The organism is Halorarum salinum (genome assembly GCF_013402875.1).
GTDB lineage: Archaea > Halobacteriota > Halobacteria > Halobacteriales > Haloferacaceae > Halorarum > Halorarum salinum.
Window position 1 is genome coordinate 2,814,142 of the sequence record NZ_CP058579.1, and the last position, 13,517, is coordinate 2,827,658.

Below are 13,517 nucleotides of genomic sequence, written 5' to 3' on the forward strand. Positions count from 1 at the left end.
GGCGGTCGTGGTCCCGTGGGGCCGTCACTCGTTCGCAGACGGCGACGTGAACCGAGGGGTTTATGCCCGAACCTCGGTTACGGAGGAGTGCGAGGGCTCGTAGATCAGTGGTAGATCACTCCCTTGGCATGGGAGAGGCCCCGGGTTCAAATCCCGGCGAGTCCACTCCGATTCCTGCGCCATACCCAGGGTCCACGACCGCAAGGTACTGACTCTGAGGCGGCCGGATTCGCCACTTCTGGGCTGACGACCGCTCCCTCAGCTCCGGGAGTTCAACACTTTTTCAGACGCGGGTCCCCGCCTGCTCGCGGTTTCGTGAGGGAACGAAGGTCGTCGGCGTGAGCGTTATCGACCTCCTCCTCTGCGACGACTGCGGGGGCGAGATCGAGGAGGACCAGCGATGCCCGGCGCTCGACGATGGGAGGTGCCGTCCATGACGGGTAAGCCGTGCGATCACTGTGGCGAGCCCGCCACCGATGCCTTCCTCGGGGCTCCCATCTGCGAGCTGTGCGTCTTGGACGGCGACGCGCGTGCCGACTATACCAGTACGGGCGACAAGTCGACGTCCGAAGAACCGTCCAACGGTTTAGATAACGAGGCTGAAACGCCCGACTGCGTCGGGGAAGGGTCGACGGATTCGGCGGAAACCTGCCCTACGTCGGCGGCATCCGTCGGTAAGGCACGAACTCGGGGAGGAGAATTCAAGGAAGCGGCTGATGCGCGCGCCCAGGCGTGCTTCCGCACAGCCCTGGAGTGGTTCCACGCCCGCCTCGACGACCCGATACGCGACCATGGCCCCGACGGGGACCACCCGAGCGGCCCGATACGGCCCGGGAGTACTTCTGCGACTGGCGCGGGTGGACGCCAGAGACTGTCGAGGCGAAACGGCTGGGGTGGGCTCCGCCCGTGGACGAGGACGGGGATAGTGACGCATCCAGCCTCCTCCGGCACCTCCGGCAGGCGGGCTTCAGCGACCCGACCATCCTCAAGACGGGGCTGTTCACGGCCGACCTCCGGCCACTGTGGCAGGGGCGGTACGTATTCCCGTACTTCGACGTGGACGGGGAGCCTGTTTATGCTATCGCGCGCGTGACCGGTGGCGAGCGGGGCGGCGCGGACGGCGGCGAGGGCCATCCGGCCGACTTCATGTCCGGAAAGTACGCGAAGCCCGCGCACACGAAGGAGTACGTCTCACTGTCCGAGCCGATATACGGTCTCGATACACTCCGCTCGGACGAGCCCGTGCTCATCACCGAGGGAATGCCGGACGCGGTGAGCGCCCACGAGGACGGATACGCGTGCCTCTCGCCGGTGACCAGGCAGTTCAAGAACTCCGACTACAAGTCGCTCCTCGACGCACTCGATGCGCACGACGTGGAGCGCGTCTACGTCGTCCAGGACGCCGAGGAGGCCACGAGCGACCATGTCGACGAGCGCGAAGGGTGGCGCGCGCTCTCTCACCCCCAGCGGAGTTCAGGGCTCGCGGGTGCCCTCACGACCGCGGCGCTTCTCGCCAAGCATGGGGTCGACGCCCGCGTGGGCGACCTCCCGAGCCCGAGCGGGAGGAAGGGTATCTTGGCGACGTCCTCGGTCCGCTGATCGACGATCGCGATGAGATTAAGTCGGCCATCAAGACGACCGACGACCCGGCAGAGCGAGCAGCGCTCGAGGATCGCTCGGCAGCGTTGAAGTGGATCCTCGTCGCGTGCTTCGGCTATCAGGGCCACGCGAACGCGAAGTTCGGACGGATCGAATGCCACGAGACGATCAACGCCTACGCCCGCGAGATCCTCCTCGACGCCAAAACAGCGTTGGAAGATGGAGGGTGGCGAGTGCTCCACGGGATCGTGGACTCTATCTGGGTAACGCCGGCGGCGGACGTCGACGTTGAAGACCGCCGGCCACTTGAGGAGATTACGGCGGAAGTCTCGCGAGAGGCCCAGATCGAACTTGAGTACGAGGCAGCATTCGACTGGGTCGCCTTCTGCCTGCTCCGGGATTCAGACGCTGGCGCACTCACGAAGTACTTCGGACGACGCAGCGGCGAGGTACTTCCATCCAATCCTGCCGAGGATCAGGGCGAAGCGGTGAAGCTCCGGGGGATCGAGTGTCGCCAGCACGACACCCCCCTGTTCGTTGCCTGCGTCCAGCGAGGTTTTATCGCGACGTTCGACAGGACGCACGACGTCGACGCCGTCCTCGGCGTCTTAGAGAGATGGCTCACCAAACTCGCTGCCGGGGACATCCCTGTAGAGCAACTCGAAGTACAGCAGCGCGTTTCGAAGGACGTCGAGCAATCCAGTCAGGAGACACTCACAGTCTGTGCGCTCCGGCGGATGAAACGCCAAGGAACCCCACTCGCGCCTGGACAGCAGGTCGAGTACGTCGTCGTAGACGCTGACGGGCGCGGGACGGAACGCGTTCGACTCGCCCGTGAGCACGTCGACGACTATGATGCCGAGTGGTACCGCGAGCAGTGTATTAGTGCTGCGGTGAGTGTCCTCTCACCAGGCGGGTGCAGCGAGGCGGATATCAAGTCACATCTTGCAGAGAGTGAGACGCCGCCGATCCAGGCGTATTAACGAGATCGAGAGTGAAGTGACTATTTGACCAACAGTTTTCATTATATATCGACTGGCCCACCAACGATGTGGGCATGCCCAGGGGATGACAGGGGTATCCCGAACCGGCTTCATCCACCGAATCTCTCGTGGAGCCGGCTCCCCCACTTCCGAGAATGGCCGATCGAAGGATGATTGGCTATGTTTGACATCTTTTGTTGTAATCCTGGATTAAGTTCCTTGGTCCTCCTGACTACGATCGGTCGGGTTGATTCGCCAGGGCGAGAGGCGACCGATCCGGAACTCTTCTCAACTCACGTTCTGCGGATCTACCAAGACGGTGAATCCTTCATCGGCCTTCAGTACCCCCTGAACAGGTCCGTCCGCAACTGAGTTGTCGATTGCGTCTTCACCAACGCTCACTACCCGATTGACCGCGTCGACGAGCCATCCTCTCGTTCCCGAGCCCTCTTCCGACAGTACAACGACGTATTCACCCACACTGCCTTCGTCGTTGGCCCCACCTGCATCGAAAATGGCCCGCGGATCCAGCACACTCGTTGTGCGTCCCCGGAGGTCCATCACACCGAGCACTGACCGGTCCGCGTTCGGGAGCGGCGTCAGCGACCCATCCATTGTCACGACTTCCTCGACGCTTTCGAGTGACACACAGTACTCCTCACCGCCGACCTGGAACTCGAGCACTTCGAGCTCTGTTTCAGTCGAATTCGCGGTCATAGCGACTCACCGCCCCGTTTCCAGGCCATCCTCCGCGACATCGTTGATCGTATCGACGTGATCGCCGGCGTTCCGGATGGCGTCCGACTGCTCGCGCACCGCGGCGTCGATCTCGCGGGCCTCCGTGAGGATCCGGTCCGCGTTCTCGGCCGTCTGGTCCACCATCGCGGAGATCTCCTCGGCGCTCGCGGCCTGCTGGTCGGTCGCGGTGGCGACCTGGGTGACGCCGACGTCGAGTTCGTCGACGGAGTCGGAGATGTCCTCGAGATTCTCCATTGCATTATCGACTTCCTTGATTCCGTCTTCGACCCGCTCGTCGCTCTCGTCGAGCGCGTCGACCGCCGAGGACGTGTCGGACTTGATGCCGTCGAGCGTCGACTCGACGTCGGCGGCGCGCTGCTGGGACTCCTCCGCGAGCGACTTGATCTCCTCGGCGACCACCGAGAATCCGGCGCCGGCCTCGCCCGCCCGAGCGGCCTCGATGCTCGCGTTCAACGCGAGCAGGTTCGTCTGGTCGGCGATGCCGTTGATGACGTCGATGATGACGTCGATCTCGTCGACGCCGTCGTCGATCTTCCGGACGCGCTCGGAGACGGTGGTCGAGGCGTGTCGGACCTCGTCCATCGCGTCGATGACGTTCCTGGCCGACTGGCGGCCCTCGCTGGCGAGGTCGCTGACCTCCTGGCTCTCGGCCGCGACCTCCTCGGCCGAGGAGGCGACCTCCTCGACGGCGGCGCTCATGTCCGTGACCTCCGAGCGAACCTCGCCCATCCCCTCGCTCTGTTCGCGGCCGAGGTCCACGATCGCGTCGGTCCTGCCGGCGATCTCCTCGGAGGCCCCCTGGAGTTCTGCGAGCGCGTCGGAGACCTCATCTTCGACATCCTCGAGTTCTTGTTCGACGTCCATTGCTTCCGTCTGCTGCCCATCGTCCACGGGTTGGGATGACATCGGTTGGACCCGAGGGGAGTCTGTATAATATTGTATCCCTCGAATTACACATTCTGGTTCCTTCAGGCTTAATTTTCTACTTAGATGTTAATTACTCGATTTGAAGGAGAATTATTCCATGCAGCAAAGTGCTAGAAACGGATTCCTTGCTGGAGCTACGGCTTTCGGAAGGTGAGAATAACCAAATTTCTTATAATCCTCTTGGGTTCTGCCAAAGGACTTCCGAGAATACCCCAGTCGCGGCAGTCATCCTTTCTGAATTGTCCTGTTCACTTCCTAATACGATGCTACTGACCCAGTTATATTCAACAATGAGTGTCTGAATCTATCGCTAAGCAAGTCTGCGAGTTCAACGATGACCTAACCAGTTAGACCCAGGTCTTATCCCCACTAGTACTCTGGAAGCCCTATAGAAGTCCCAAATTTAGATGACCATTGACGTCCTCCTCGTCGAAGACGATCCTGCTGACGCGCGACTAGTCGAAGAAGCGTTCAACTCAATTGAGCGCAGTACTTCGATTTCCGGTGTCACGACACGTCAAGAGGCGATCGACTTCCTGACCGAGCGCGTGGATGGGAAGTCGACCACTATTCCTGATATCCTTCTGTTAGACCTGAGCCTTCCGGACGACGACGGATTCGCCGTGCTTCGGGAGGTAAGGGAGAATCCTGATCTCGTCGGACTCCCCGTCCTCGTGTTCACGAACTCCGACGCCGAGGCCGACGTTCACCAGAGCTACGAGCTCCAGGCGAACGCCTATCTCAGAATGCCCGATAATCCAGATAAATACGAGACGGTCGCACGAGAGGTCATTACCTTCTGGGTCGACTACAACCGCTCACCCCCGGGGTAGCACTCTACCCAATTCACGGGAGACCCGTTTTCACCTGTCTCAGTCGATCTCAGGATACGACCAGTCCTCCGGCAACTCATCTGGATGGTCATCGATGAGTCGGATGAGTGGCCGCACGTCCTCGAACTTCGGCCCACGGGTGATAGTGTCAGAGTCACGGTCCCAGCTGATGATCCCGGCCCGCTTGAGGCGCGGGAGATGCTTCCGATTGAGTTCAGCTTTGAACAGCTCCCAGTCCTTCTCCTCCGTGTTGAACCTGGGAGCGGTGAATTCCTCAATATCACGTCGATTGTACTCGTAAAGCGTCATCATGATCCGACGACGAGTCGGATGGCTCAGACAGATGAACACTTGGTCGAGTGCAATGCATCCCATTGGGGAAGTGTCTGTGAGGTTGGACATTGGTTCCGGGGACGCATTCCTCCATTCATTAGGTCCGTACTATAGAGGATTAAGCGTTTGGCACTGATTGACACGCAAGCGTTGGAATCCGACCATAATCTCCACCATCTTTCCTTCAGTTTCTATCAAATTCTAATTGTGAGTAGTTGTAGACCCGGAATAAAGGTGGGGAATCCACTCCTTTGGGAATACAACGCTGGCATGGAAGTTGATTCAACTCACATTCGAAGAGTGCGTTCATGCCAAACTATCATTGTCACAAGTGTGGACGACAATTTTTCGTCAAGGTGGAGAACGACTACGGCACCTATGAATTCAGACGATGTCCGCACTGCAGGAGCGCGAAGACTACGCTTGCATGACGATGTTGGTTCGCTCCCTCGGGGGTATGCCAGTAGTTAAGAAGCGATAAACACTTCTCTACAGAATAACTCCAAGTCCTCCATCATCGAGAGGCGAGATGGACCCTGACCCACAACCTGGACATGTCTTTTCGAATGCAGAGATAGCGTATCTTGCATTGCAATCGTCACACCAGACTCGTGGCATCAGTTAACACCTGATCCAACGCTATCCATTTGGCGAAGCACACTACCGAATATCCGATTCATCAGTTGTTACCCCTCTCGGAACGGTGGAGGTCAGTGCCCCAAGTCAGTCATCCCAGCAATAGCAAGTACCGACAGGTGGAGATCTGGAGGGTCAATTGAAACCACCTCCGGCACCACGAATCGCTTATGAATACGTTAGTGCCAGTCAATGATGTAAACCACATCTCGAATTCTACTCGCTGTGAGCTACCTTGACAGCGACCTACCGGGTCTCGTCTCATCGCAAGCGATGTGGTTCTGATATTGCCCAGTATCAAGAGTTGTCACTCTCCGTTTTAGAGCCGGAATCGCCCTCGTTTGGTTTGAAGTCCGATGAGTGTTGCTCCGATAAGGAGACTGATAATGCCGAGGAGGATGATCCAGCGCGTCGGATCGCTCAGATGGACCAGGAGCTCGTCGAGCGTGGGACAGCTGGTCTGTGGGCGGTTGTTAGAGTCCGTCATGGCTGCGTGGCTCTTCGGAAACGGGAGAGCGAATGTAACGTTCCGCGTATCAACCACACGAAGCGACCAAGGCGACCGATCATCCGGTTCAAGCGACCACTCCATCATCGGGGCCAAACGCACAGGGCAGTATCGTGTTTCCGTGGAAGGACGGAGGTGCTTCAGCCAGATAAGGGGGGAGATGGATTAACCGGTTTGCACTGAAACGGAGTGAGTCAGGGGGATCTCTTCCCACTGATTCGTTTCTAACCTGTACATTGTGTTCCATCAGTCAGCCGCACGAAGTCACTTCCGAGACTCACCTAGTCGCGGTAGCCGTCCATCTGAATTAGCCTGCCCACTGCCAAACACAATGCGACTGGCCGATTACCTTCAACTACTGATGCCTGAATTAGCCATTAAGTAGGTCCGCGAATGTATAGACGCATATTTAAACTAGAACAACTCCGGAGAATAACGGAGAAGTGTTGCTTCGGCGCTAGATCAAGGAAGGGACGAGGGAGGGTACCCAACTTTTGACACTCGTCGTCGAACTCCTTCGTTACTCGCTTATCTGTCAAGCGACGTCGGTAAAATCGTTTTGGGAATTGGACGTATAGCTTCCTATGCGTTCCATCGCCTTCCTTTTATTACGACCGGCCGATTAAGATCCTGACGCCCGGTCGTGGCGATGTGGCGTAGAGTCGTTGTCCCGTTCACGAACAGTCACCAGTTTCCCGCCCAAAACCATGGCAACCACTGAATCCCCCGTCGACCAGCAGACCGTCGAAGAGATCATCAGAGACTGGCCGAACGAGCCGACGGAGATCGCAGAGCGCGTCATCGAGCGGTACGGATGGCCGGACGAGGCAGCGCCGAGCGAGTTGCTCTGGTATGATAACGGCTCGTGGAAGCGGACGGAGTTGTACCGTGACGGCATCCCGCACAACTTCCCGAAGGAGCACACTGACTATCTCAAGCAGGTCATCGACTATCGTGTCCCGCCCGAGAAGTTCGACGATCTCGGGCGGTTCGACGGTAGCGTGTACGTTGACCGAACCAACGGCGAACTCGCCTCCAAATGCGATCAAGAGGCGGCGAACGTCTTGGCGCTCAACCTCGCTCACGATATCATCACCGGCAAGATGTCAGTGGACGACGCTCGCCAAGAATATGCTGTCACGATGGTCAAGTCGAGGATGGGTGGATCCCCAGAGTATACTCAAAGGCTCCAGTTCTCCCTCCCCCAGGACAAGCAGCGCGACCCCGACGAGTCCATCGTCACTGACGCAATGAAAGAGGAGGTCAAAGACCAGCTTGAGGACGTCACCACGGCCGAAGGGGGGTAGCACCCACGGGAGACCAACCGCTTGATCTTTCCCATTTCATGGTCAATGACGTCCTCGACTATCACCCATCTGCCCTGGGAACAGAGGGATACGCTCCCGTTGCTGCCAACTACATTGAGTATGAACGTGGGTTAGACGACTTCCTAGCGAAAGCCCTAGCTTGTTGAGACAGCATTAGCTAGCTGAGATGTACTCATGCCAGTTGGACATCTAGGTCCAGACGATGTCGTAACCGAAGGTCGTGACGACACGCTGGGCGATGTCGCCGAGACGCTCGACTCGGAGGGCGTGGGGGCTGCCGTCATTGCCGAGGACAACGAACCGGTTGGTATCGTCACCGACCGCGATATCGCCCTCTCCGTCACAGACGGTGACGATATCGCCGAGCGACCGGTCGAGGACGTGATGACCAATGACCCTGTGACACTGCGCGAGGACGAGGAGGCAATCGAAATCGCGCGGACCATCGGTGAGCATAACGTGCGGCGGATTCCCGTCGTCGACGATAGTGGGGACCTGACGGGCATCGTCACACACGACGATGTCGTCGCCACCGTCGGCGAGCAACTCGATGAAATCGCCGATACAATCGAGGTTCAATCACCCGAATATAGCCCATAATCCGACTCCGCTTTCCTTTTTTCAGTTCACGGACGATGCGAGGGTTCGTCCGATCCCTCGCGGACGGCAATCGAACCGCGGACGATACTTGACATCCGGATTTGTGCGCCCAACAGCTGGCGAAGCGGGCAGTCAACCGACGCCCGCCGATCAGTAACCGATCCCTTTTAGCTTGACGACTGCTCGTCGTCGAGATACGCCATAGCCTCCTCGTCGGAGACCTGTCCGAATTGCTCGTAAAACTCCCCAACTGCACTGAAATGGGGCGGACTCTCGACGGCAATGACGTTGTCGGCGTCAGTTTGGAGCTCCTCGATCACATCGGGCGAGCCAACGGGGACCGCCAGGACCACACGCTCCGCACCAGCCTCATCTACGTGTCTCAGACACGCTCGGACCGTCGCCCCAGTGGCGAGCCCGTCATCGACAATGACGACCCGATTCCCAGCTAGCTCCGGAGGGTCACGATCGCTCCGATACTGGTCGGCTTTCTGACGCGCGTTCTCCGCCTCCCGCTCGCGTACACGCTCGATGTACTCGTCCGGGACGTTCAGTTGCTCAATGAGGTCGTCGTTCAGCCAACTGCTGCCATCGCTGGCGACGGCACCGATGGCAAGCTCCGAGTTGCTCGGGGCGCCGATCTTGGACGCGGCGACGATATCGAGCGGTACGTCGAGCGCATTGGCAACGGGCCGTGCGACGGGAAGCCCGCCGCGCGGGATTCCGAGGACAATATCGGCCTCGACGTCGTCCTGGTCGAGAACGTCGGCGAGTTGGCCACCGGCGTCCGTCCGCTCTTGGAACATGGCGTGGTCACCCGGGCGCGTTACGGGCCTCGCACGTTAGTGGTTGCCGCAGGAAGGGACGGTATCTCGGAGACCACTCCCGTAATCGAATCATGGTCGGTGCTACAGACGTCGTTTGCGATATCAGCTGTGGGTGAGACGGCCTCGTGAACTCAGGAGCTACTCTCCTTACTGGGAGGGACTTTGCGGTCACGGTGGCGACATTTTTGCGCTTGTTGCGATGCTGGACCACGACGCCGGAGCAGCTAGCCCCGTTCACTTCGTGAAGCTGCCGCGGTGCTTTCGACTCCGTTATCGATACATGACGAAGTGACCAGTGTCTATTGATCCGACTTATCGTAGTCGTGCTCATGGTAACGGGCAACCTCATACGCTGTGCAGATCCCGGTGACCGCGAACGATATCTGACGATCTGTCAAATGCTCTCTCCCCGAAGTACATTACTCTCCGACCTCTACTCGCCAGGTGTTTTTCCGACACTAGGTCAACTGGATGAGTAGCTTAGACTGATCACTGCGTGCCTTCCTCGTGAAAGAAGAGATTGACCAGAAGGACGAGAAAGACGAGCGTGAGGAGGCTTGCGGTTTGGTCGATTGGCTGGCCCCAGTCGCCAATGAGGAGCGAAAACAAGGTGAGGATGGCGACGAGCGGTGCAAAGACGAGATATAATATCGGTTGCCAGTAGTGCGTGAAAAAGGCGATCAGCCACATGACGAAGACGATCCACAGTACGAGATAGTTCCCCCCTCCCTCTGTCCACCACAGATAAAAGTAGACTGCAAAAAGCACTACTGCAACTACGATAGCAGTCAAATTAAATTTATACCCTGGCTGATTTTTCCAATCCAGTCTGGGCACGACCATGTCTGTAAATCGACTCGCGATGTGCTTAAATCGCGTGACCAATAGGGAATCTTACTTATCGGTTATTTTCAACCATCGCTATCTTGTCCCTGGATGCACCTATACAATATTGAAAGCCCGAACCGCCAACTCCACTCTCTGTACTGGTTACTGAGGGCCAGGGGGGAGAGTCCTCTTCACCAAGGGTCATTTAAGTACCCGCATCACAGGGGTGGCCAGCACGCCGTGAAGCACGATAGAGACAAGTACCACGAAGCCGACGAACGCCCAGAGCTCGTCACCGCGAGCGAGGAGTTGTGCCTCCCGGAACGACGCCTCACTGAGGGCATGCGAGAGGTAGAAAAACGAACCGATACCGCGGATGCCGAACAACGAAATCACGAGCCGTTCGGCCCACCCCAACGGCGATCCAACCAAGCTCACGACCCCGGAGAGCGGACGGACGACGAACACGAGCGCAAGGGCGACGGCGGCGCCCATCGGCGAGAGCGGCCTGAGCAGCCCGCCGGCGAGCACGCCGCCGAACAGGACGAGCACCGCCGCCATCAGCAGCCGCTCGGTCATTACGGCGAAGTCATGGAGCGCGAAGTGGTAGTCGTGGTCCCACTCGTAGTGGCGGAGCTCGCGCGCGGCGACGAACACCGCGATGAAACCATATCCGTGGACGAGCTCGGTAACTCCGTACGTGATCAAGGTCGTAGCGAGCGCCTCCGCGCCGTTCAGGATCTTGTCGTACTCCGACGTCGCCGCCCCGCGGAACACGAACGATGCCATCAGCCACCCGGCGCCGTAGCCCGCGAATAGACCGATGGCCACTTTGTATACGACGTCGACGAGCAGCCAGTCGGTCACCCAGCCGGTGGACGCGAGGGTGGCGGCGCCGGCCATGGCGATGGCGAGGTTCGTGAACGGGAACGCAAGCCCGTCATTGAGCCCGGCCTCCGAGGTGAGCGCGAACCTGACGTCGTCCTCTTGGTCGCCCGGCGCGACTGTCTCGTCGGTCGACTCGGTCGGCGCGGTGGTCTGCACTTCGGACGCGAGCACGGGGTCGGTCGGGGCGACGACTGCCCCCAGGAGCACTGCGACAGCGGGGAGCGCTCCGAGCACCCAGTAGCCGAGTAGCGCAGTGAGCGCAATGGTAAGCGGCATCGCCACGCCCAGGAGTCGCCAGGTCATTCCCCACGACCAGAGGTCCAGCGGGCGGTCGATTTTGAGGCCCGCCCCCATGATGGAGATAATGACGACCAGCTCCGTGAGTCGCTCCGTGACCTCACTCTCTGCGATGGGGTTCGGAGGTTGGACGCCCAGCGGGAGCGAGAACAGCACAAAGCCCGCGGCGACGTAGATGATGGGGATCGAAAGCGGCTTTCCGGACAGGAACCGGGGGAGGACGACCGCAGCGAGGATGGCGACGCCCGCAACGATGAGCCCAACCTCGTAAGAGACCATGAGAGAACAGGTGTAAGGGCTGTTCACCTAAATTGGATGTGTCCGTGAGAGTGAAGACTATTTGCTTCGTTTGTCGCAACCAGCGAGCATTTGCTCGCACGAAAGCGAATGCTATGTGACCGTGTAATCTCAAACGTACAGTTGGCTCAAGAATCTCTCACTACAGATACCGTACATAGCGTTCCATCAGTCAGCCGCATAGGACCACTTCCGAGAATACCCCAGTTGCGGTAGCCGTCCTTCTGAATTGGCCGGTCCACTGCCAAACACGACACTATTGGCCGGTTATTTTCAACTACGATTGTCCGAATCAACCGTGAGTAGGTCTGCATATCAAGCAGTCAATACGCCCTGGGACGATGACTAGTACAGACGAGCGGCATTCGCCCGTGGTCGTCCTCGACGCGGGGGTGTTGGTCGTGAACCCAGTCGTTGACGACTTCCACGGGGTCAGCCCCGAGGTTGATTACACGCTCACCGCGGTCACGGTTCTTCAGCGGCGTTCCCGGGGCGTGATGCAGCACCGTCCGTGATCGGTCGGGTTCTCCGGCCCCCGAATCCACCTGCGTGGGAACGTGAACGGTGTCCTCTTCCGAACTCGATTAGAGCAGTTCGACGAGGAGCGTGCGACGGTGTTCGTTCGCCAGCGCATCGAAAGTGTAGTCGTTCTTGATTCTCGAGGGGGTCCCAAAGTGGGGCCGGTCGGCGAGCCGGCCGGCCTCACTTCCTCACCGTGCGGTTCGAACCGGCCCACGATAACGGTGTTGTGAACGCAGGCAACAACGTTCGAGAATCCACAGTAAACAGGGAACGAACTGTTTATTCTGGTTCCATCGGCGTGGTTATCATCGATGTGTCTCCAGTGTTCTGCGGAAACCACAGCCGTATCGAGAAGGGGTTCGCTCACGAATCGGCGTCGTCTACGTCCCCTCCGCCGTGCGCGTCCCTCCGGTCTGTTCCCTGCAGGAAGAAGTGGTTGAACGGCTGGACGTGCCGGCGTCGCATCATCTCCGAACTCTCGATTTCGACGCCCAGATCGTGGATCGCGTCGGTCATTCGGGTGATGTCGGCCGTGCTCGTCCCGACGACGTCGACGTGGACGTTCCGGCGGCCGGTGAGCATCTCCCGGACGTCAATGACGCCCTGGATGCCCCGGATCTGCTCCGAGATGTCGGGAAGGTTGGCGGGTGATGCGCTGATGACGAACGTCATCTGCAACGGGAGGTTGGCCGCTTCGTAGTCGATCTCCGGGTGGTAGCCCTCGATGGTGCCGTCGGCTTCGAGTTGGTCGATCCGGTTGCGAACGGTGCTGGCGGAGACGCCGGCGGTATCGCCGATCTCCTGTGCCGTCGTGTTTCGGGCGTCCCCCTGGAGCAGATAGAGGACGCTCCGGTCGACTTCGTCCAGGTCACGGCCCATAGCTGACCCACGGCGTGAGGACTCCTAACACGTTCCCTCCTCGCGCTGGAACGCTGTCGCGTCGTTGTTTCATCCTGCCAGTGGATTTCCAGGAGAATCGGCCGGGATCTACCGGGCGGGAGACCCGGTCAGAACTCCGAATCCATCCGTCGGTTCGCAGTCCGGAGGCCATCTAAGAGGGACTCCAGCTCGGTATGCCCTCGATACTGGACCGTTTTTGATGGCGCGTCATAGTTCACGACACTGGCGTCCGCGAGCTTGGGGAGAATCGCGTGGTGTAACTGGATGGTGACCTGGTCTACCTCCCTATCGGCTTGCGTACCGAGTGCGTTCGCGATGTCACCGACGGAGAACACGTCCGTCGACTCCTCTCTCATGTAGGTGAGTGCACTCCGGCAGTGTGAGTTCGCGAGGAGACTCAGTAACTGGTCTACCGTCTCAGTGCGGATTGCTTGTTGGTGGTCCATGGTAGG

Annotated in this window: 14 protein-coding genes and 1 tRNA gene; 7 read left to right on the plus strand and 8 right to left on the minus strand. The window is 59.2% G+C overall.

Going from position 1 to position 13,517, the window contains the following annotated elements:
- Positions 1–93 precede the first annotated feature (93 nt).
- The 3 genes from HUG12_RS14010 (at position 94) to HUG12_RS14015 (ending at position 2,582) form a co-directional block, all read left to right on the plus strand.
- Positions 94–165 (plus strand) — tRNA-Ala (locus HUG12_RS14010).
- Between the two features lie 741 nt (positions 166–906).
- A complete protein-coding gene (locus HUG12_RS21740; protein ID WP_246308055.1) occupies positions 907–1,599 on the plus strand; it encodes a hypothetical protein in 693 nt (230 codons plus the stop codon).
- Positions 1,599–2,582: a DNA polymerase domain-containing protein gene (locus HUG12_RS14015; RefSeq protein WP_246308207.1), complete on the plus strand. Its 984-nt coding sequence runs from the start codon at positions 1,599–1,601 to the stop codon at positions 2,580–2,582. Before HUG12_RS21740 ends, HUG12_RS14015 begins: the two co-directional genes overlap by 1 nt.
- 288 nt (positions 2,583–2,870) lie before the next feature.
- On the opposite strand, the gene HUG12_RS14020 is transcribed toward HUG12_RS14015, so the two are convergent.
- Together HUG12_RS14020 and HUG12_RS14025 are read right to left on the minus strand one after the other, a co-directional pair.
- Positions 2,871–3,299, minus strand: a complete 429-nt coding sequence (locus HUG12_RS14020) for a chemotaxis protein CheW (RefSeq protein WP_179269367.1) — start codon at positions 3,297–3,299, stop codon at positions 2,871–2,873.
- A 6-nt stretch (positions 3,300–3,305) separates the two neighbouring features.
- Positions 3,306–4,247: a methyl-accepting chemotaxis protein gene (locus tag HUG12_RS14025; RefSeq protein ID WP_179269368.1), complete on the minus strand. Its 942-nt coding sequence runs from the start codon at positions 4,245–4,247 to the stop codon at positions 3,306–3,308.
- A 428-nt stretch (positions 4,248–4,675) separates the two neighbouring features.
- Between HUG12_RS14025 and HUG12_RS14030 the strand changes: the two genes are divergently transcribed.
- Complete coding sequence (locus HUG12_RS14030) at positions 4,676–5,101, plus strand: response regulator (protein WP_179269369.1); 426 nt, start codon at positions 4,676–4,678, stop codon at positions 5,099–5,101.
- A 39-nt stretch (positions 5,102–5,140) separates the two neighbouring features.
- Here the strand turns inward: HUG12_RS14030 and HUG12_RS14035 are convergent, their stop codons facing one another.
- Positions 5,141–5,410, minus strand: a complete 270-nt coding sequence (locus tag HUG12_RS14035) for a transcriptional regulator (protein ID WP_179269370.1) — start codon at positions 5,408–5,410, stop codon at positions 5,141–5,143.
- Positions 5,411–7,285: 1,875 nt separating this feature from the next.
- On the opposite strand from HUG12_RS14035, the gene HUG12_RS14040 reads away from it, so the two are divergent.
- Together HUG12_RS14040 and HUG12_RS14045 are read left to right on the plus strand one after the other, a co-directional pair.
- Positions 7,286–7,885 (plus strand): hypothetical protein, encoded by a 600-nt coding sequence (locus tag HUG12_RS14040; protein ID WP_179269371.1) that lies wholly within the window; start codon positions 7,286–7,288, stop codon positions 7,883–7,885.
- A gap of 195 nt (positions 7,886–8,080) precedes the next feature.
- The gene (locus tag HUG12_RS14045) at positions 8,081–8,506 is read left to right on the plus strand and encodes a CBS domain-containing protein (protein WP_179269372.1); all 426 of its coding nucleotides are present in this window, start codon (positions 8,081–8,083) and stop codon (positions 8,504–8,506) included.
- A 167-nt stretch (positions 8,507–8,673) separates the two neighbouring features.
- Here the strand turns inward: HUG12_RS14045 and HUG12_RS14050 are convergent, their stop codons facing one another.
- The 3 genes from HUG12_RS14050 to HUG12_RS14060 all read right to left on the minus strand — a co-directional run bounded on the left by HUG12_RS14050 (position 8,674) and on the right by HUG12_RS14060 (position 11,625).
- The gene (locus HUG12_RS14050) at positions 8,674–9,312 is read right to left on the minus strand and encodes a phosphoribosyltransferase (RefSeq protein WP_179269373.1); all 639 of its coding nucleotides are present in this window, start codon (positions 9,310–9,312) and stop codon (positions 8,674–8,676) included.
- 510 nt (positions 9,313–9,822) lie between these two features.
- Positions 9,823–10,176, minus strand: a complete 354-nt coding sequence (locus tag HUG12_RS14055; protein ID WP_218836323.1) for a hypothetical protein — start codon at positions 10,174–10,176, stop codon at positions 9,823–9,825.
- A gap of 186 nt (positions 10,177–10,362) precedes the next feature.
- A complete protein-coding gene (locus tag HUG12_RS14060; RefSeq protein WP_179269375.1) occupies positions 10,363–11,625 on the minus strand; it encodes a cation:proton antiporter in 1,263 nt (420 codons plus the stop codon).
- Positions 11,626–11,984: 359 nt separating this feature from the next.
- Here HUG12_RS14060 and HUG12_RS14065 point away from each other — a divergent pair, with 359 nt between their 5' ends.
- Positions 11,985–12,158: a hypothetical protein gene (locus HUG12_RS14065; RefSeq protein ID WP_179269376.1), complete on the plus strand. Its 174-nt coding sequence runs from the start codon at positions 11,985–11,987 to the stop codon at positions 12,156–12,158.
- A gap of 370 nt (positions 12,159–12,528) precedes the next feature.
- Here HUG12_RS14065 and HUG12_RS14070 read toward each other — a convergent pair whose 3' ends face one another.
- Positions 12,529–13,044: an Lrp/AsnC family transcriptional regulator gene (locus HUG12_RS14070; RefSeq protein ID WP_179269377.1), complete on the minus strand. Its 516-nt coding sequence runs from the start codon at positions 13,042–13,044 to the stop codon at positions 12,529–12,531.
- Between the two features lie 128 nt (positions 13,045–13,172).
- Positions 13,173–13,511 (minus strand): DUF7344 domain-containing protein, encoded by a 339-nt coding sequence (locus tag HUG12_RS14075; protein WP_179269378.1) that lies wholly within the window; start codon positions 13,509–13,511, stop codon positions 13,173–13,175.
- Between the last annotated feature and the right edge of the window lie 6 nt (positions 13,512–13,517).

What these genes read in the sequence shown, in the direction of transcription:
- HUG12_RS14070 (WP_179269377.1), bottom strand. Translation starts at nt 13,044, where the DNA reads ATGGGCCGTGACCTGGACGAAGTCGACCGGAGCGTCCTCTATCTGCTC.
- HUG12_RS14060 (WP_179269375.1), bottom strand. Translation starts at nt 11,625, where the DNA reads ATGGTCTCTTACGAGGTTGGGCTCATCGTTGCGGGCGTCGCCATCCTC.
- HUG12_RS14030 (WP_179269369.1), top strand. Translation starts at nt 4,676, where the DNA reads ATGACCATTGACGTCCTCCTCGTCGAAGACGATCCTGCTGACGCGCGA.
- HUG12_RS14065 (WP_179269376.1), top strand. Translation starts at nt 11,985, where the DNA reads ATGACTAGTACAGACGAGCGGCATTCGCCCGTGGTCGTCCTCGACGCG.
- HUG12_RS14040 (WP_179269371.1), top strand. Translation starts at nt 7,286, where the DNA reads ATGGCAACCACTGAATCCCCCGTCGACCAGCAGACCGTCGAAGAGATC.
- HUG12_RS14035 (WP_179269370.1), bottom strand. Translation starts at nt 5,410, where the DNA reads ATGACGCTTTACGAGTACAATCGACGTGATATTGAGGAATTCACCGCT.
- HUG12_RS14025 (WP_179269368.1), bottom strand. Translation starts at nt 4,247, where the DNA reads ATGTCATCCCAACCCGTGGACGATGGGCAGCAGACGGAAGCAATGGAC.
- HUG12_RS14075 (WP_179269378.1), bottom strand. Translation starts at nt 13,511, where the DNA reads ATGGACCACCAACAAGCAATCCGCACTGAGACGGTAGACCAGTTACTG.
- HUG12_RS14020 (WP_179269367.1), bottom strand. Translation starts at nt 3,299, where the DNA reads ATGACCGCGAATTCGACTGAAACAGAGCTCGAAGTGCTCGAGTTCCAG.
- HUG12_RS14050 (WP_179269373.1), bottom strand. Translation starts at nt 9,312, where the DNA reads ATGTTCCAAGAGCGGACGGACGCCGGTGGCCAACTCGCCGACGTTCTC.
- HUG12_RS14045 (WP_179269372.1), top strand. Translation starts at nt 8,081, where the DNA reads ATGCCAGTTGGACATCTAGGTCCAGACGATGTCGTAACCGAAGGTCGT.
- HUG12_RS14055 (WP_218836323.1), bottom strand. Translation starts at nt 10,176, where the DNA reads ATGGTCGTGCCCAGACTGGATTGGAAAAATCAGCCAGGGTATAAATTT.